The sequence below is a fragment of the Pseudoalteromonas sp. SWXJ133 genome (assembly GCF_015864365.1).
Taxonomy (GTDB): Bacteria; Pseudomonadota; Gammaproteobacteria; order Enterobacterales; family Alteromonadaceae; genus Pseudoalteromonas; species Pseudoalteromonas arctica.
Genome location: NZ_JADYXJ010000004.1, coordinates 129,025 through 147,759, shown reverse-complemented (window position 1 = coordinate 147,759; position 18,735 = coordinate 129,025). Strand labels below are relative to the sequence as shown.

16 protein-coding genes and 5 pseudogenes are annotated in these 18,735 nt (G+C 39.6%); 14 read left to right on the top strand and 7 right to left on the bottom strand.

All coding sequences use genetic code 11. The features are described from left to right. Positions 1–35 precede the first annotated feature (35 nt). Both pdsS and pdsR read right to left on the bottom strand, forming a co-directional pair. A complete protein-coding gene (gene pdsS, locus I6F40_RS04720; RefSeq protein WP_166378077.1) occupies positions 36–2,174 on the bottom strand; it encodes a proteobacterial dedicated sortase system histidine kinase in 2,139 nt (712 codons plus the stop codon). Next, entirely contained in the window at positions 2,174–2,863 is a 690-nt protein-coding gene (pdsR, locus tag I6F40_RS04715) for a proteobacterial dedicated sortase system response regulator (RefSeq protein ID WP_166378079.1), read from the bottom strand. The genes pdsS and pdsR overlap by 1 nt, the downstream gene beginning before the upstream one ends. Before the next feature lie 204 nt (positions 2,864–3,067). Between pdsR and pdsO the strand changes: the two genes are divergently transcribed. The 3 genes from pdsO to I6F40_RS04700 are packed head-to-tail and all read left to right on the top strand — an operon-like array spanning position 3,068 to position 6,490. Then, complete coding sequence (gene pdsO / locus I6F40_RS04710; RefSeq protein WP_166378081.1) at positions 3,068–3,799, top strand: sortase-associated OmpA-like protein PdsO; 732 nt, start codon at positions 3,068–3,070, stop codon at positions 3,797–3,799. Between the two features lie 46 nt (positions 3,800–3,845). After that, positions 3,846–5,867, top strand: a complete 2,022-nt coding sequence (locus I6F40_RS04705; RefSeq protein WP_166378083.1) for a marine proteobacterial sortase target protein — start codon at positions 3,846–3,848, stop codon at positions 5,865–5,867. Positions 5,868–5,884: 17 nt separating this feature from the next. Continuing rightward, on the top strand, positions 5,885–6,490 hold the full coding sequence (locus I6F40_RS04700; protein ID WP_166378085.1) for a class GN sortase: 606 nt from the start codon (positions 5,885–5,887) through the stop codon (positions 6,488–6,490). Here I6F40_RS04700 and I6F40_RS04695 read toward each other — a convergent pair. After that, positions 6,385–7,344 carry a DMT family transporter gene (locus I6F40_RS04695; protein WP_197192579.1) on the bottom strand — a complete coding sequence of 320 codons (960 nt, stop codon included), beginning with the start codon at positions 7,342–7,344 and terminating at the stop codon, positions 6,385–6,387. The two genes, I6F40_RS04700 and I6F40_RS04695, sit on opposite strands and share 106 nt — an antisense overlap. 119 nt (positions 7,345–7,463) lie before the next feature. Here I6F40_RS04695 and proB point away from each other — a divergent pair, with 119 nt between their 5' ends. From proB to I6F40_RS04675, 4 genes are all read left to right on the top strand, one after another. After that, the gene (proB, locus tag I6F40_RS04690; protein WP_165721072.1) at positions 7,464–8,567 is read left to right on the top strand and encodes a glutamate 5-kinase; all 1,104 of its coding nucleotides are present in this window, start codon (positions 7,464–7,466) and stop codon (positions 8,565–8,567) included. Positions 8,568–8,683: 116 nt separating this feature from the next. After that, positions 8,684–9,043 (top strand): glutaredoxin family protein, encoded by a 360-nt coding sequence (locus tag I6F40_RS04685; protein ID WP_007581591.1) that lies wholly within the window; start codon positions 8,684–8,686, stop codon positions 9,041–9,043. Between the two features lie 39 nt (positions 9,044–9,082). Continuing rightward, entirely contained in the window at positions 9,083–10,567 is a 1,485-nt protein-coding gene (gene gltX, locus I6F40_RS04680; RefSeq protein WP_007581594.1) for a glutamate--tRNA ligase, read from the top strand. A 170-nt stretch (positions 10,568–10,737) separates the two neighbouring features. Then, positions 10,738–11,037, top strand: a complete 300-nt coding sequence (locus I6F40_RS04675) for a 2OG-Fe(II) oxygenase (RefSeq protein ID WP_197192554.1) — start codon at positions 10,738–10,740, stop codon at positions 11,035–11,037. A gap of 13 nt (positions 11,038–11,050) precedes the next feature. On the opposite strand, the gene I6F40_RS04670 is transcribed toward I6F40_RS04675, so the two are convergent. Both I6F40_RS04670 and I6F40_RS04665 read right to left on the bottom strand, forming a co-directional pair. Then, entirely contained in the window at positions 11,051–11,446 is a 396-nt protein-coding gene (locus I6F40_RS04670) for a hypothetical protein (RefSeq protein ID WP_197192553.1), read from the bottom strand. Between the two features lie 101 nt (positions 11,447–11,547). Then, entirely contained in the window at positions 11,548–12,192 is a 645-nt protein-coding gene (locus I6F40_RS04665) for a CPBP family intramembrane glutamic endopeptidase (RefSeq protein ID WP_231609302.1), read from the bottom strand. A 751-nt stretch (positions 12,193–12,943) separates the two neighbouring features. On the opposite strand from I6F40_RS04665, the gene I6F40_RS04660 reads away from it, so the two are divergent. From I6F40_RS04660 to I6F40_RS04650, 3 genes and pseudogenes are all read left to right on the top strand, one after another. Continuing rightward, positions 12,944–13,339, top strand: a complete 396-nt coding sequence (locus I6F40_RS04660) for a hypothetical protein (protein WP_197192551.1) — start codon at positions 12,944–12,946, stop codon at positions 13,337–13,339. A gap of 103 nt (positions 13,340–13,442) precedes the next feature. Then, a pseudogene (locus I6F40_RS04655) lies at positions 13,443–13,598 on the top strand (Mobile element protein); the annotation flags it as partial. 150 nt (positions 13,599–13,748) lie between these two features. Beyond that, the gene (locus tag I6F40_RS04650) at positions 13,749–14,594 is read left to right on the top strand and encodes a hypothetical protein (RefSeq protein WP_197192550.1); all 846 of its coding nucleotides are present in this window, start codon (positions 13,749–13,751) and stop codon (positions 14,592–14,594) included. A 370-nt stretch (positions 14,595–14,964) separates the two neighbouring features. On the opposite strand, the gene I6F40_RS04645 is transcribed toward I6F40_RS04650, so the two are convergent. Then, positions 14,965–15,168: a hypothetical protein gene (locus I6F40_RS04645; protein WP_197192549.1), complete on the bottom strand. Its 204-nt coding sequence runs from the start codon at positions 15,166–15,168 to the stop codon at positions 14,965–14,967. Positions 15,169–15,239: 71 nt separating this feature from the next. Here I6F40_RS04645 and I6F40_RS04640 point away from each other — a divergent pair. The 4 genes and pseudogenes from I6F40_RS04640 to I6F40_RS04630 form a co-directional block, all read left to right on the top strand. Continuing rightward, positions 15,240–15,860: pseudogene (locus I6F40_RS04640) on the top strand (transposase); the annotation flags it as partial. 83 nt (positions 15,861–15,943) lie between these two features. Next, a pseudogene (locus tag I6F40_RS19885) lies at positions 15,944–16,030 on the top strand (Mobile element protein); the annotation flags it as partial. A gap of 528 nt (positions 16,031–16,558) precedes the next feature. After that, a pseudogene (locus tag I6F40_RS04635) lies at positions 16,559–16,657 on the top strand (transposase); the annotation flags it as partial. A gap of 546 nt (positions 16,658–17,203) precedes the next feature. Further along, entirely contained in the window at positions 17,204–18,178 is a 975-nt protein-coding gene (locus tag I6F40_RS04630; protein ID WP_197192548.1) for a transposase, read from the top strand. Positions 18,179–18,388: 210 nt separating this feature from the next. On the opposite strand, the pseudogene I6F40_RS19880 reads toward I6F40_RS04630, so the two are convergent. Then, positions 18,389–18,709: pseudogene (locus tag I6F40_RS19880) on the bottom strand (CPBP family intramembrane glutamic endopeptidase); the annotation flags it as partial. Positions 18,710–18,735: the final 26 nt, after the last annotated feature.

The window sequence follows — 18,735 nt, the reverse complement described above, 5'->3', positions numbered from 1 at the left end:
TATAACGGTACGAATATAACGGTATAAATACAGCCTTAACCATTGACTAACGGCAGTGTTACGGTAAATACGACACCATCGGCTTGTTCGTTGTTTTGCGCTGTTACATTGCCTTTATGGTAGTTGCACACAAGCCTTACTATATAAAGCCCTAAGCCTAAATGTGGTTGTTGTTGCATTTGCTGGCTACGTACCGACACCATTGAGTCAAAAATATGCTCAGTTAATCCTTCGGGTAAAGCTGGGCCAGTGTTACTCACTGTTAGTGTTGCTTTATTTTCGCTCTGCTTAAGGCTTACATTAATCGCCGTATTGGCTTCACTAAACTCCAGCGCGTTATTAATAAGTTTATCAAGCAGCTGAGCTATAAACTCTGGTGCACCTTGCATTGGTAATTTGTTTTGGCATACATCAAGCGTAAATAACTGGTTTGGGTAGGTAAGCTGATAGCCTTGCATGCAGCCATTTATTACTTTTTGTAAATCAAAAGGTTCAGGTTCGTTGCTTTGAATACTTTGCTCAAGGCGGGTGGCTTCGCTCATGGTGGTTATTATTTTACCTAAGCGTTCAACGCCTTCGCTGGCGCGATCGAGGTATTTTTGACTGAGCTCGTTTTGTGGCAAGCTTTGTAAGTTCTCAAGGGATGAGCGCACTACGGCAACCGGCGTGCGCAGCTCATGTGACAATCGCGACGACATATTTTCTAAGTAATCGGTATAGCCACCAAGTCGACTAACAATGTTTGAAAAACTACGAGATAGATCGCCAATTTCATCGTTAGCATCGCTGTAATTAATACTGCCGGTAACACGCCCTTGTGCATCAATTGCTTGCTCAGCTGTATCGCGCAGCCGCCTAATTCGGTTCGATATACGTGAGGCAAAAAAGAACAAGGTGACAGTACCAATTAGCATCACAGCTAAAATAACGTTAAAGAGTTTTTCGAGTGATTTATTACGTAGTGTACGTACGCCGTTTGTGGTTTCCTCTGCTATTACCGCGCCAATTACTTGGTCTTGGATCCAAATAGGATAAGCGGCCGATAAAATAACGGCTTTGCTGTCGGGGGTTAAGCGCCAAGACGATGCTGGTTGTCCTTTTAATGCTTTCGCCAAATGTGTGCCTTGCATAGAAGCTACATCGTGCAGGGTATCTAAAAACTCATTTTCGGGACGCGTTAAGATTTTATAGTAAATTGGGTGTAAGTAATTTAGCTCAAAGCGCTGCCACCAAGTTTCAGGTGCTTGGTTGGCAAGTCCATCAGCCCATACGCCATCTGCATTTTGAATAGTACCCGATTGCGCAAGTACGCGATGATGGTTATCAACCACCCAAATACGACTGCCACTGTGACCCATACCTCTTAAAATACGGCTAATTTCTGGAGAAGGAACTAATACTGAGCCTAAATCGTTTGGATTATTTAAGTTTGAGGTCGACATTATTTTAGGCTCTAACAATGCCTCTTTACTATCAATGTCAACAATGGCAAAACCAAGTTTGTTGCCCAGCATGCTAATTGGAAAGCGCAGCTCTACGCTATAACCTGATTCGGTACTTTCAAAATAGCCCTGAATTTTTGTAAATGGGGCTTTGGTATTTGCATCAAATGCATTAACCCAGCCATCTTGGCGCGGCGCAATTATATAAGTATTAAACTGGCCGTCAGGCGTCTTTAGGCCAATTTGTAAATAATCGTTATTGGTAATACTTAAGCTATTTTTAGCGCGATAAATAAGGGTATTGTCGGTGACTTTAAATACAGCGTATAAGTAGTTATCAAATTTTCCCACCATATGATCAAACGATAAGTCACTGGCTTGATGTTTGTTATCTGTTTTTTGTAAGTAGCGATTGTCGTAATGCCAAAATAACGGCTGATAGCTGTCCCAATCGTTAAGTTTACCGTCGAGTTGAATGGGGTTTTTAAGATTATAAGCGTATAAATCGCGGCCTTTTATTACTTGATCTAAAAAGTTAGTTTGCTCGTCAAATAATGCGGGGCGCTCATGTAATGCAGTAGCAAGAGCACGAGTGGTGCCTACTAGGGTTTTTTCTTGGCCTTGGCGTAAAAACTTTTCCATTTCCCATACGTACTCGTAGCCAAGCCACGGCAGCAAAAACAAAAAACATGAAAGTAATATAAATTTACTGCGCAGACCAAATCGTAGCATTAGTGTTGTTCCCACCGATAGCCCATGCCATACACGGTATCTATGCAATCAAAGGTGCTATCGAGTGCTATAAATTTTTTACGAATACGTTTTACGTGTGAAGTAATGGTGCTGTCGTCTACATAAATTTTTGCATCGCTCATTAATTCGTTACGGCTTTTAACATGGCCTGGTCGCTGGGCAAGTGAATGCAGCATCCAAAATTCGGTTACGGTTAAATCAACTAATTGTTGTTGCCAAAAAACCTGCATACGTTGCGTGTCGAGTGTTAACTGCCCGCGTGTTATGAGTGCATTTGCATCAGCGGGTTGTTCAAGTGCTTCCATTCGGCGAAATAGCGCACCAATACGTGCAGCCAAGTGAGCCAAGCTAATGTCTTTTGTTAGGTAGTCGTCGGCGCCCATGCGCAGGCCGCATACGGTATCTATTTCGCTATCGCGAGCGGTTAAAAAAATAATAGGCAGTGTTTTAGAAAGCGATCGCAATGTTTGGCACAGTAAAAAACCGCCATCTATTTCATGGCCTAGGCCAATATCAACAATGGCTAAATCGGGCAGGGCATTTTTAAATGCAGCTTCAGCGCTGGCGCGATCTGCAAAGCCACTCACTTGGTAGCCCTGTAAGCTCAGCATTTCTATGTAGTTTTCGCGGATTGCGGGTTCATCTTCAATGATGGCTATTTTTTTCATTCTAATCATTATCCTATTGCCTCTGTTGTGCACTATAACGAAGTTCTTAACCTAAGTAAGGTTAAAAAGGCAATTGCCATTTTTTTGCCACAATTGCTCAGCAGTTTGCCATTTTTGCTCCCCTTTATTGCCACTTGAACTTGTTTTAATACACCCATCAAAACAAAACATCACAAATTTAAAAGTAAGTTTAAGGATCAAATCATGAAGAAGACATTAATTGCGTTAACACTGATTGCTAGTTTTTGTACTCCAGCAATTGCCTCAACATCTAACACGCCATCAAAAGAAGCCCATAAAGAAACGGCTATTGGGCTAGGTGCAGGCGCTATTATTGGCGGCGTAGTAGGCGGGCCAATAGGTGCGTTTATTGGGGCATTTGCCGGTGGTTTAATAGGTGATTCAAAAGTAGCAGATAACAAAATTGCAGAGCAAGAGCGTGCAATTACGGTTATGAAAGAAAAAACCAGCGATTACCAACACGTGCTTAACCACAATAATATGTTAGAGCAACAGCTAGAAGTGCTTGCCAATCAAAATGAGCAGTTAACTCAAGTTCAAATTAATAACTTATTGGCGATGACGGTGCAATTTAAAACAGGCTCAAGTGCTATAGCCCCGCATTTTGCATTGCAGTTAGACCAACTCGTTACCTTGTTAAACAACCAACCACAACTCGCGCTTGATTTAAGCGGTTTTGCCGATCAGCGCGGCGATGAGCAAGCTAATCTTTTACTTTCTAAAAAACGCGCAAATGCCGTGCAAAGCTATTTAATAAAACACGGTGTGAGCCACAAACGCTTAAGTACGCAAGCATTTGGCGAGCAGCAAACATTGGCTAATAGCAACACAGTAGAAGATAACTTTTTTGATAGACGCGTAACGCTTACCACTCGCTCAATGAATGGTGTAAATAGCCAAACGGCGAGTAACTAAACCTAACTGAATCTAAGTAAAGCTAAGCGTTCGATGGAGTGATTTTATGTTCAAATTGAGTAAACCAACCAAAATGCTTACTAAAGTAAGCATTTTTATATTCATAGTGATTGTGCTGTTAGCAAGTTTTAAAAGCCATGCGCAATCACCCAAGTTAGAGCTTTTTGATAGCAATGGGGCGCCAGCAGGCCCTGCAATAATATTAAAAAGCGATGCCAATATGACCTTAACTGGCCTAATTAACCATGTTGTAGTAACGCAGACCTATCAAAACGAAAACCCGTATGCAGTTAACGCGCGCTACGTTTTTCCATTGCCAGATGAAAGCGCCGTACACGCCATGACAATGCGTATAGGTGAGCGAGTTATTAAAGGCCAAATTGATAAAAAGGTAGAGGCCGAAAAAAAATACGAGGAGGCTAAAAAAGCAGGCAAGCAAGCGGCCCTTGTACGCCAGCAACGCGCCAATATGTTTATTACGAATGTGGCAAATATTGGTCCTGGTGAGCAAGTAGTAATTGAGCTTGAGTATCAAGAAATAATTGACTACAGCAGCGGCACATTCGCTATTAGATTTCCGACTACTATTACACCGCGTTATCACGCGATTAGTGGTGAGGTTGAGGTTAATACTCAAAACCAAACGCATACTAACCCACTCCCAACTGGGTGGTTAAGTCCTGTTTACAGCATTCAAAACATCACTCAAAATAGTACTCAAAATGATAATGTACCAAGCAGCCAATTTAGCTTAAACATTGATATAGATGTAGGCTTAGAGCTGGTGGATATCAATTCTAAATTTCATAATGTTGATGTACAAAACACAGCATTTGGGCAATATAAAATAGCGTTAAATGAGACAAATGCAGTTAATCGCGACTTTGTACTTGAGTTTAAACCGCTGCAAAAAGAGCAAGCTCAAGCCGCATTTTTTACTCAGCAGTTTGAAAATGGTGACCGATACGGGCTTGCTATGCTAATGCCACCGGGGGATCACTTTACACAAACTCAGCGCTTACCTCGCGAAATGGTATTTGTAGTTGATACGTCAGGCTCTATGCACGGGCAATCTATGGAGCAAGCTAAAAAAGCCTTGTTTTATGCGCTGTCATTACTTGATAGCGACGACAGCTTTAACATAATTGGTTTTGACAACATAGTGACTCCAATGAGCGATAAACCACTTATAGCCAGCGACTTTAATTTACGCCGTGCAGAGCGATTTATTTATAGCCTAGAAGCCGACGGCGGCACAGAAATACAAGGTGCGCTTAATGCCGTACTTGATGGCAGCGAGTTTGATGGTTTTGTACGCCAAGTTGTATTTTTAACTGATGGTAGCGTTAGTAATGAGGATGTATTGTTTAAAAATATTCAAAGTAAGTTAGGGGATAGCCGCTTATTTACAGTGGGTATTGGCAGCGCACCGAATAGCTTTTTTATGCGCCGAGCGGCAGATGTCGGTAAGGGCTCATTTACGTTTATAGGCAGCACAAGCGAGGTGCAACCTAAAATGCAGCAGTTGTTTGATAAGCTTGCACACCCGGCTATTACTAATTTGGCGCTAAGCGATGAAAGCGGTAACAGCTTAGATTTTTGGCCATCACCACTACCTGATTTATATTTTGGCGAGCCTATCATGGTCGCTATAAAACTTAATAATGCTAAAAGTGTGGTACTTGCTGGGCAAACAGCACAAGGGCCTTTAAGTATTAAATTAAGTACACAAAATAGCTCAAGCGCTCAAGGTATAGCAAAACTGTGGGCGCGCCAAAAAATTAAGTCATTACTTTTATACAACGAGCAAAATACAGTTAAAGATGAAGTACAGGAGCTTGCACTTACTCATCAATTACTTAGCCCGTTTACTGCTTTTATAGCGATTGAACAAACTCAAATAAAAGAAGTGGCAGAGCAAACGGCGCAAGCTACTAATGTAGTACCACAAGGTATGGCGATGCGTTTACCACAAACAGATGGGCAAAGTAGGCTGCACATATTATTAGGCTGTATTTTATTATTAGGATTTGGCGCTCTTAAATTTAAACACAGAGCGAATCCCTAAATGAAAAGAGACTTAAAATGAAAAGGTGGCTAAGCGCGGGCTTACTAATCGCTGGGCTTGGATTATTTGGTCACGGTGCTTATATGCAGGCAAAAGCGTGGCTTGCTCAAGTATTAATTGAACAAGCATGGCAAGAGGCGCTTAAATCACCCGGGATTAAAGTAAGGCCGTGGTATTACGCCGACAGCTACGTTACTGCAAAGCTTGATTGGCCAAGCCATAATAAAACATTAAGCGTATTGGCTGGAGCGAGTGGTCGTAATTTAGCATTTGCGCCTAGCCAATTTTTACCCGCAGGGGAGCTTGGCGGAAAAGAATTTGGAAACGAAAAAGGCGCGCTAATAGCAGGGCATAACGACACCCACTTTGCATTTTTACAAAACGCCAAAGTGGGTGAGGAGTTTACTTTGCAGTTACAAAGTGGGGAGGTACAACATTATAAAGTAACAGGGATTGAGGTTATTCATCAATCCCAGAACACATTTTTACATACTCCAGGGCTTTATTTGCTTACCTGTTACCCTTTTGATTCGCTTGCCTCTGGTACTGATTTAAGATTGCTTGTATCTGCACAGATGTCTTCGCCAGATTCGCTCAGTGGTATATCAACCACAAGCTCTTGATGGCGCTGACTTACCATTACACCAATAAACACTATAAATATGCTCAGCCATTGCCAAATGTTAAGCACTTCGCCCAAAATAATAGCTGATAAAATAAGTGTAAAAATAGGAATTAAATTGGAATACGCCGCAGCAGTTAATACCGACACCTTGCTAATAGCGTAGTTATACATGCCATACCCACCCAGAGTTACACACGAGCCTAAGTATAAAATACTCATAAGTGCGGTTAAGTCATGTTGGTTTTCGCTTGGTAGGTCGATAAAAAACAAAAATGGCGCAAAAAACAAACTACCGCTAATACCTTGCAAAGCAATTAAAGTAAGAGGCGAGTAGCGATTAGCCAAATGCTTAATACTTACGGTATAAAATGCAGCGCACACCATAGCCATAAGCTCCAAAAAGTTACCCAACAACGGATTAGGTGCCTGCTCAGAACTGGGTGAAAGAAGCGTAAGTAAAATACTGCCGCCAATACACAACGTAAAACCGACCACAATGGATTTGCTTATGTATTCTTTAAGTAATAAAAAGGCAAGTAGCGCAATAATAATGGGCAAGCACGACACAATAACCCCAGCCTGCGAGGCCGATGTGTATTCCATTGCATGGCCTTCAAATAAAAAGTACAAGCAAGGTTCAGCAAGCGACATACCCACTAAATACTTCCAGTCACCTTTTAAATACTCAAACCGAATAACATAGCGCCATAAACAAAGCGACAAAACTAACGTGGTGAGCATGCGTAAAAATATCACCAAGGCAGGGTCGTAAATGGCAATGGCATATTTGAGCGCAATAAAAGAGCTGCCCCATAAAAAGGTGGCAATAATTAAACATAAACTGGCAGGCATAGAGAGTAATTTACATAATTTAATAAAATCAGATCCTAGCATGAATATTTTTAACTTGTTCAAAAATACCGAGCTGGTATAAATTAATTCATCTTTAATTAATCAGTAGTAAAAAGCACATGCAAAGGGAACAGGTAATAGTTGTAAAGCTTGGTACAAGCGTACTAACTGGCGGCACCGATAAGCTAGACAAAGCGCATATGGTTGAATTAGTACGCCAATGCTGCGAGCTTAAAAAGCAGGGTCATCACGTTATTTTAGTATCGAGCGGCGCGGTAGCTGCTGGGCGCGAACAACTATTAAAACCCTGTGGCAGAAGCTTAATTGATAAACAAATGCTTGCTGCAATTGGACAAGGTCAACTTATTCATATTTGGCAGAGCTTGTTTGGTTTATACGGTGTAAATGTAGGGCAAATGCTGCTAACTCGCGCTGATGTAGACGACAGAGAGCGCTACCTTAATGCCCGCGATACACTCAATGCGTTATTAAATTACGACGTTGTACCCATCATTAACGAAAATGACGCAGTCGCTACCAGCGAAATAAAAGTAGGCGACAACGATAATTTATCGGCACTTGTCGCTATTTTGGCTAATGCTAATAAGTTACTGCTACTTACCGATCAAGAAGGGTTATTTACCAGCGATCCGCGCACAAACGCCGATGCCACCCTCATTGGTGAAGTAACACATATAAACGATGAACTGCGACAACTTGCTGGTGGCAGTGGTACAAATTTAGGCACCGGCGGTATGGCGACTAAACTGCAAGCCGCCGACATTGCAAGGCGCGCAGGTGTTGAAGTTATTATTGCTAAAGGCGCAGGTAAAAACGTTATTTTAAAATGCATGAGTGACGAGTTACCAGGCACGCGTTTTTTAAAACTCACCGCTCCAAAAGATGGCCGTAAAAAATGGTTACTAGCCGGGCCTAAAAGTACCGGCCAAATTGTTATAGATGCAGGTGCTATTGGCGCCCTTCAAAATAAAGGCGCAAGCTTACTTGCTAAAGGCGTTACTAATGCATTTGGACGTTTTGAACGCGGTGATTTAATTGATTTAATAGATAATAAAAATCAAGTAATTGCACGGGGCTTAACGCGCTTTAGTAGCACCGAGGTAAATAAAATAAAGGGTGCGCATTCTAGTCAAATAGGCCAGTTACTCGATTACGATAGTGGCGCAGAAGTACTTCATAGGGATGATATGGTCTTGCTATAGAAGCACTTTTATTAAATTAAATTACTTGAGTGTAATTCTCGCAGTATTACACTTTTTTGATTGTAAATTTGTGCTAAAATCTGGCTCCTTAAATTGTTGTAAGCAGAGCGCAGAACATGAAATTAGTTCGTTGGTTTTTAGGTTGTATAATTTTATTCTTTAATTTTGTATTTACTCCTCGCAGTAAAAAGCGTGCAAGCGACGAGCAAGCACAGCTTGATCAGCAAACCTCACAATTTAAACTGTATCAATTTAAAGCATGCCCGTTTTGTGTAAAAGTACGTCGCGCCATTAAACGCGAAGGCTTAAACATAGAAACGCGTGATGCAAAAGACAATGAGCAATATCGTCAAGAGCTACTAGAACAAGGCGGAAAAGTTAAAGTGCCTTGCCTGCGTATAGAGCAAAACGGCCAAGTACAATGGCTGTATGAATCAAACGATATTATTGCTTACTTAAACAAAGTAGCTGCATAAACCACTTTTATTATCTCACTTATTTAAAGAGAATATACCATGACAATTCGCACCCGTGTTGCCCCGTCGCCAACTGGTGACCCGCATCTTGGCACCGCTTATATCGCCTTATTTAACTACTGTTTTGCTAAACAACAAGGCGGTGAATTTGTACTTCGTATAGAAGATACAGACCAAGTACGTAGCACGCCAGAGTCTGAACTTGCGATTATGGATAGCCTACGTTGGTTAGGGCTAGAGTGGGATCATGGTCCTGATGTGGGTGGCGAATTTGGTCCTTATCGTCAATCTGAGCGTAGCGATTTATATAAAAAATACGCGCATCAGTTAGTTGATGATGGTAAAGCGTTTTACTGCTTTGCAACAAGCGAAGAGCTTGATCAAATGCGTGAAGAGCAAATGGCAGAAGGCCTACGCCCTAAATATGACGGTCGTGGTTTAAACCATACAGATGAAGAAATTAAAGCAAACTTAGCTGAAGGCAAACCTTACGTTATACGTATGAAAATCCCAAGCGAAGGCACATTTAAGTTTAACGACTACTTACGTGATGAAATTGAGATCCCGTGGGAAAACGTAGACATGCAAGTGCTTTTAAAAGCAGATGGTTTCCCTACGTACTTTTTAGCGAACGTAGTTGACGACCACCATATGGAAATTAGTCATATTTTCCGTGGTGAAGAGTGGATTAACTCAGCACCTAAGTTATTAAAACTGTATGAAGATTTTGGTTGGGAAGCACCAGTACTTGGTCACTTACCATTACTACGTAACCCAGATAAATCAAAGCTGTCTAAGCGTAAAAACCCAACGTCTATTAATTACTATAAAGAAATGGGCTACCTGCCAGAAGCCGTGCTTAACTACTTAGGCCGTATGGGTTGGTCAATGCCAGATGAGCGTGAAAAGTTCACGTTAAACGAGATGATTGAAAACTTCGACATGAAGCGCGTATCGCTTGGTGGTCCAGTATTCGACGTAGATAAATTAAGCTGGTTAAACGGCATGTGGATCCGTGAAAATCTAACCGACGAGCAGTTAATTCAGCGCTTTGTTGATTGGAAGTTTAATGGCGAAATGCTCGCTAAAATATTACCAGAAGTTAAAACACGTATTAATACGCTGTCGGATATGGTTGAGCTTGCAGGGCACTTTGTAGGTGGTATTCCAACTTACGATCCTGCGCTATTAACAGCCGGCAAAGCAGACGAAAACGTGATTCGCCAAGCGCTACAATTTTTTGTATGGCAGCTTGAAGGTTTACGTAGCTTTGAAAAGCCCGCTATTTTTGCAATAGCAAAAGAAGTTGCAACATTCCACGAGCTTAAGATTAAAGACTTTTTAGAGCCAATATTTGTCGCTATTACAGGCAAAACATCAAGTACGTCAGTGCTTGATGCAATGGAAATACTAGGCTCTGACTTATCACGTGCTCGTTTACGTGTAGCCCTTGCTCATTTAGGTATTTCTAAAAAGCAGGCTAAAAATATTGAACGTGCGTACCGCGAATACCCAAGTGCATAATTACTAAAATGCACTTTTAAAAGCCGAGCTTATTAGGTTGTAAATAAGCTCGGCTTTTTTGTGTTTAATCGTTTTATATCTATATATCATGGTGTTTTAGTCTCGCTTAAAAACCATAGTAAGACCCAGCCCAATGATACAATAAGGCACATCAACAGTATGGAGCCAGTATGATTGCAACCGTTAAAAACAAAGCCATTTTTAGCAGTAATACATTTTCGATAAACCTCGTTACTTACCCAACTAGTCACAGCGTAATGAACCATATTGATCCCGTGCAGCAAGGGCGTTATTACAAGCTCAACTTTGTATTAGAACAACCTAAAGCGGGTGGGGTATTTAAATGCTCAAAATGCATTATTAACTTATTTAATCGCGTGTATTTATTCAGACCCGATAAGTACGAACACAGCGTATCTAAAATCGAGTCTGGAAAGCGTGTGCTACTGAGCTTTGCGCTTAATATATAATTTGCACTTTTACTTATTGATAGTCGTAGGCCTGTCCGGTGCATAAAACAGATAAGTCGCAATACGGTACAGACGTTTCGCTACAAGAATTAATAGTAAAAGCATTCCCGCCTCTGCGCATGGCATCAGCTTTAAGTAAATCAATCGCATTTGATTTAGAGCGATTGTAGCTTACGTTATTGCTACCTCTACCGTCGCCATCACAGCTTACGCCTTCTATTCGCCCTAAAAGTGTTGCGCCACTTTCGTGTGCTTCTTGGTCGCTATAAAATTGCTGCAAATCTCTTTTATTAACGTAGGTGCCAATTTCTTGAGATAAAACGCCGTTGTCTATATCTGTATGATAAGTCATGCCAGAACAACCCGTTAGTGTGGCGAGCATTGTTACTGTTGTTATAAAACGCAGCATATTCATTAATCCTTTAATTTATTTAAAGTAGTAAATTACTAACAAAATCAAATGCGGGCAATGTTTACTACTAAGTAAATTGTTAGCATTTGTAAATGTATTTAGATTTTACTGAGCATAGGGTAAGTAAACAAAAAGAAGTGGCAAACATTAACTAACCAATGGCATAAAATAGCCCACTCTAAGCGCTGCGTTTTATAAAAAACATAGCCATACCCCAAGCCCGCAATAAATGAAACCAATACATAGCTAATTCCTCCAGCAAAATGTGCCAAAGCAAAAATACCTGCAGTAATTACAGGGGCAAGTATTGCTAAACGGGTCGGTGTAATTATTTTGCTAAGCTTAGTTTGTAGTAAACCTCGAAATAAAGCTTCCTCGGCAACACAGGTAAATAAAAGATTAATAGCAATAAAGGCTAACCAAAAGTCAGGAACCTTAGGGTTAAAGCTTACAAGTTCAAGCATTAAAGCCGCAGTGAACGTAGCTAAAACAGTAGCAAAAACTATTAAAATGGGTTGTTTAAAGTCTAGTGAAACAGGCTTTTTATGGTCTGTTTTTAAAGGTTTTTTACTTGAATCTAAGTTTGAATAAAAGTAAGCACAAAGAAATAACCCAGCCATCGCTTTATCAAAATTAGCATAAAGGGTAAAAGCAATCGCATCGCTTGTAATACGCTCGTTTATAACAATAGGGAGGTTATTAAAACCAGGCACCCAATGAAGTGCTAATGCCAATGAGGACATTATAAAAATAGTACTTAAAGTAGCGCGTATTATTGCCTGCTTTGTATTTAGCGCACAGTAGTATAAAACAACGTAAAGCCCGGTAAACAGCAGAGCATATAAATTTATATAACCTTGAAAATACGCAATTACAACACTTAAAGCTAGTAAGTAGTGCCAAATGGGTTGTCGGATTATAAAAATATTTCGGCGAGAAAAAACGCATAATATTGACAATGCCAAAATATAAAAAGCCATTTATTTATCATTTTTTAGTGTTAAGCACTAAACAATAACGTGCAATTTTGTATTAATAAACCATTATATTTTCACTAATCGGTACCGTCATCGTTGGTGTGTGTTTAAAGATTTAATGAACAGGCTTATTTTATTAAACAGACAGCAATGAGCGATAAGTAGCCAGTCAGTACTTTAGTGTATGAAATTAAAATTTGATCTTGGTGAGCCTATAAAAAGCAACTGCCAAAGTAGTCCTTGTTATTAGTAACAGAGTATTTTGTTATCAATTTAGTTGGTTGACTAGGTTAATAAACGCTGTAAATACAGACAGTGATTGTTGTTTTGTCCAATATTACTGATCTCCACCATTTTGGTGTATTTCTACAATTATAAAAGCCGGTTCGATGTTAAATATTTGTTTACATAGAGTTGCTTTGTAGCTAAAGTAGGTGCAACGTAATATATGGACATTTGTCGGTTTATAAAACGACAAATGTCGTATACAAAATTGTTATATTTTAAGGATGGAACGGTGAAATTTTTTGACTTTGCAATTACAGAAATAACTAGTAAAGATGGATATAAAGGATTTTTTAAAGCATTTTTTGTAGTTGCTACATTATATTTAGGATCTCTTATGAGCGTAACTACTTTGGCTTTACCCATAGAAGCAGATTCTCATAAATATAGATATACTGTTGAGCACGAGCTTAAAAAAGAAATAAAAATTGAAGATCTTGATTGCAAATTCGATATGAAGTCTTATAAAGAGTGCAAATTGGCTTTATACAAAAATAAGCTTTCAGAATCATCTCTAGATGCATTGACTGCATTTCAAAGTTTACTTGGGCTTTTTGCCTATTTAACTGGCGGTCTATCAATTGTAGGGTTTGTTTTTCATCCATATATTCATGCAGTTAAAACATGAAATAAATAAACAAATAAATAAACAAGACACCCACTCTAAATTTTGCACTTTGTGAAACTAAGTACTAGGCTTTTTTTTAGTGCAAAAAAAAGCAGGGTGTCTTATGGCAATCGCAAGAAAGCGTCAAGTAAGTTTGGTTGATACAAAGTACTACCACTGTATATCACGTTGCGTACGCCGTGCTTTTTTGTGCGGTGAAGACCACTTTACTGGTCAATCTTACGAGCACCGCAGAGGGTGGGTTGAAGACAAACAATTAACAAGACACCCACTCTAAATTTTTTATATTCTATGAAAAACACAGTAATCGATTGAACCAAAATAGGAACTCAGCTATGGTTTGTTTATCAATAAAAACAAATAAAAAACGAGTTAATCTACAGGCTCGTTAAGCGACAATGAAAATTGAGTGATGATGAAATATATATATTTTGACAATAACATTGTCATTGATTTGAAAAACAATAGAAGTCAAAGTGTTATTGATGCTGTCGATAAGCTAAAAAAAGATGGGCATAGAATTATTTTTAGCCCCGCTCATCTAGAAGAAATTGCTAATACAGTGAAGCACCATGGACAAAGTGAAGAAAGTGCAGATGAGAAGGTTCTCTTCCTAAAAGAGTTAACTAAATCATACTGCTTTTTGCCTTACCCAAGGAAAACGCTAGTTTCGGTTAGAAATAATGGAATAAATACATATAAAGAAAATCCCAAGGACACCTATGAAAGGGTATTTTCAATGCATGATCGAAATATAATTGCAGAACAACACCAAGAAGAAAAGCTCTTGCGTGGTGAACAAGTGGAGGCTTCAGGGAGCATTAATAAAGTGGAAGCTAATAATTCAGATATTCAACTTACTTTAGAAAAATACCGGAAGGATCTGAATAAAATTGTTCGTAACCACCATCAAGCAATGAAACGAGACCCTGTATTTAAAAAGTTTGTTCCGAAACAGCGGATGACCGCCTCTATGCTACGTTTTGGCTATATTCGCTCTTATTTCCCGATATTTGAAATGGTTGTCGAGAAGCTAATGGAGCACCTTGAAAGCCAAAGGTACTTTCCAGATAAATCAGAGAAATTTATCGCAAGTTTACATGACACAAGCCATGCAATTTATGGTGCTTATGCTGATGTGTTCGTGACTAATGATGGTAATTTTGCTCGTAAAGTTAAAGCTGTATACGAATGGCTAGGGGTTGAAACCAGAGTTATGACCCGAAAAGAGTTCTTGGAGTTTAATGTCGCCTAACAAGCACATGTTGCGAAAATAAACAAGACATATATGGACGCTCCCTTGAAGTCAAGACGAGTTAATGTATAAACATCAAAATTGATGCCTTTATTTTATTATCATGTATCTCATATCACAGTAATGATGCGTCACAAGCTTGCTTAAAAGCAAAGGTACTGACATATATTCGAGCTATGGTGTCATGGTTATCATGCGCCATGCTCCTAATGAGCTTCGTACCAAGGGACCTAAAAAATATTCACCCAAGCGAGATTAAATCTCGTGTCTTTATCTGGTTAACCTTGGTTAGCGTGCGCTTTTTGTTTCATTATAAGTGAAGTACATACAGGATAAGCGTATGTTACGACTTAAGTGCCCAAACACCCACTCAGGTTTTAAAACCTATGTCATAACCAGGCTGTCTTAAGTCGTAAACTCGGGTGTGATTGGCGTGTAAAATACGCATAATTAAGCATCCTTGTGTGTATTTTGCATAAACTGAGGTGAGTACAGGGTTTGCTTGGTCAGCAATGTCCACATCAGTCGCGCCAATCTGTGTGCGGTGGCAACCACAGAACAATAAACTAGACATCCACTCTAAATTTTGCAGTTTGTGAAACTAAGTACTAGGCTTTTTTTAGTGAAAAAAAAGCAGGGTGTCTTATGGCAATCGCAAGAAAGCGTCAAGTAAGTTTGGTTGATACAAAGTACTACCACTGTATATCACGTTGCGTACGCCGTGCTTTTTTGTGCGGTGAAGACCATTTTACTGGTCAATCTTACGAGCACCGCAGAGGGTGGGTTGAAGACAAACTGCTTGAGTTAGCTAAGATATTTTGTATTGACGTATGTGGTTATGCTGTTATGAGTAACCACACCCATTTAGTCCTGTATGTTGATGATAAAAAAGCGAATCGGCTGAATGATAAAGCGATTGTTATTCGCTGGCACAAGCTGTGCAAAGGCACCGTACTTACGCAAAAGTACATACAAGGTGAAAAGCTAAGTAAAGCTGAACTTATCTTCTTTAATCAAACGGTAAAGGAATATCGAGAGCGCTTATCAAGTATTAGTTGGTTTATGCGGGTGTTAAATGAAGACATTGCGCGCAGGGCAAATAAAGAAGATAACTGCACTGGCAGGTTTTGGGAGGGACGATTTAGTTCACAAGCATTATTAGATGAAGCCGCATTGGCGGCCTGCATGGCGTATGTAGACTTAAACCCCATCAGAGCCAAAATGGCTAATACCCCAGAAGAATCAGAGCATACTAGCAGCAACAAATTAACAAGACACCCACTCTAAATTTTGCACTTTGTGAAACTAAGTACTAGGCTTTTTTTAGTGCAAAAAAAGCAGGGTGTCTTATGGCAATCGCAAGAAAGCGTCAAGTAAGTTTGGTTGATACAAAGTACTACCACTGTATATCACGTTGCGTACGCCGTGCTTTTTTGGAAATTAACAAGACACCCACTCTAAATTTTAGAAATTAACAAGACACCCACTCTAAATTTTGCACTTTGTGAAACTAAGTACTAGGCTTTTTTTAGTGCAAAAAAAGCAGGGTGTCTTATGGCAATCGCAAGAAAGCGTCAAGTAAGTTTGGTTGATACAAAGTACTACCACTGTATATCACGTTGCGTACGCCGTGCTTTTTTGGAAATTAACAAGACACCCACTCTAAATTTTAGAAATTAACAAGACACCCACTCTAAATTTTGCACTTTGTGAAACTAAGTACTAGGCTTTTTTTAGTGCAAAAAAAGCAGGGTGTCTTATGGCAATCGCAAGAAAGCGTCAAGTAAGTTTGGTTGATACAAAGTACTACCACTGTATATCACGTTGCGTACGCCGTGCTTTTTTGGAAATTAACAAGACACCCACTCTAAATTTTAGAAATTAACAAGACACCCACTCTAAATTTTGCACTTTGTGAAACTAAGTACTAGGCTTTTTTTAGTGCAAAAAAAGCAGGGTGTCTTATGGCAATCGCAAGAAAGCGTCAAGTAAGTTTGGTTGATACAAAGTACTACCACTGTATATCACGTTGCGTACGCCGTGCTTTTTTGTGCGGTGAAGACCACTTAGCAATAAACTAGACATATATGGACGCTCCCTTGAAGTCAAGACGAGCTAATGTATAAACATCAAAATTGATGCCTTTATTTTATTATCATGTATTTCATATCACAGTAATGATGCGTCACAAGCTTGCTGAAAAGCAAAGGTACTGACATATATTCGAGCTATGGTGTCATGGTTATCATGCGCCATGCTCCTAATGAGCTTCGTACCAAGGGACCTAAAAAATATTCACCCAAGCGAGATTAAATCTCGTGTCTTTATCTGGTTAACCTTGGTTAGCGTGCGCTTTTTGTTTCATTATAAGTGAAGTACATACAGGATAAGCGTATGTTACGACTTAAGTGCCCAAACACCCACTCAGGTTTTAAAACCTATGTCATAACCAGGCTGTCTTAAGTCGTAAACTCGGGTGTGATTGGTGTGTAAAATACGCATAATTAAGAATTCTCCTGTGTAAATTAACAAGACACCCACTCTAAATTTTGCACTTTGTGAAACTAAGTACTAGGCTTTTTTTAGTGCAAAAAAAAGCAGGGTGTCTTATGGCAATCGCAAGAAAGCGTCAAGTAAGTTTGGTTGATACAAAGTACTACCACTGTATATCACGTTGCGTACGCCGTGCTTTTTTGTGCGGTGAAGACCATTTTACTGGTCAATCTTACGAGCACCGCAGAGGGTGGGTTGAAGACAAACTACTTGAGTTAGCTAAGATATTTTGTATTGACGTCTGTGCTTATGCTGTTATGAGTAACCACACCCATTTAGTCCTGTATGTTGATGATAAAAAAGCGAATCGGCTGAATGATAAAGCGATTGTTATTCGCTGGCACAAGCTGTGCAAAGGCACCGTACTTACGCAAAAGTACATACAAGGTGAAAAGCTAAGTAAAGCTGAACTTATCTTTTTTAATCAAACGGTAAAGGAATATCGAGAGCGCTTATCAAGTATTAGTTGGTTTATGCGGGTGTTAAATGAAGACATTGCGCGCAGGGAAAATAAAGAAGATAACTGCACTGGCAGGTTTTGGGAGGGACGATTTAGTTCACAAGCATTATTAGATGAAGCCGCATTGGCGGCCTGCATGGCGTATGTAGACTTAAACCCCATCAGAGCCAAAATGGCTAATACCCCAGAAGAATCAGAGCATACTAGCATCAAACAACGCATAACATATGCAAAGGATGGCAAACAACCAAAACAACTGCAGCGCTTTGCAGGCATGCCACGTCAAATAATGCCAAAAGGGCTACCCTTTGAGCTTAAATCGTACCTTGAACTTGTTGAGCTAACAGGACGTTGTATACGGGAAGATAAGCGAGGGTATATTGAGAGTACACACTTGCCTTTACTCGAAAGGGTGAATATATCTCCAGAAAACTGGTTAAAGCTTACAACCCAATTTACGCGCGTATTTCATGGCGCAGTGGGCAGGCCAGCCTCACAAGAAGGTTATTGTGAAAACTTAAACCGAAAGCGGCGAGCGAATATCAGTAACTGCGAAAAGCTACTGGCATAAAACTTAAACTACTCAGTAAAACTATTCAGTAATAAATCACAACTGCACCATGCAGCCATTTTCATGCGTGTAACTTAGGTTTAAGAGTGATAATGGATTATTTTATGGGTGAAATAAAAATAACCCAATAGTAAAAGATAAATTTTTAGCTGAAAAAGTAAATTTAATAGCACAGTTTTATTTGTTCAATTAGAGTGGCTGTCTAATTTAGTTTTTTGTAATACGCTCGTTTATAACAATGGGGAGGTTATTAAAACCAGGCACCCAATGAAGTGCTAATGCCAATGAGGTAATTATAAAAACAGCACTTAAAATGGTGCGTATTATTGCCCGCTTTGTATGCAGCGCACAGTAGTATAAAACAACGTAAAGCCCGGTTAACAGCAGGGCATATAAATTTATATAACCTTGAAAATATGCACTTACAACACTTAAAGCTAGTAAGTAGTGCCAAAGGGGTTGCCGCATTATTGATATTTTGCAGTACGGAAAAACACATATAATTGATAGCGCTAATAAATAAAAGGTCATTGTTTTTTATTGCTCTGTTTTATTTA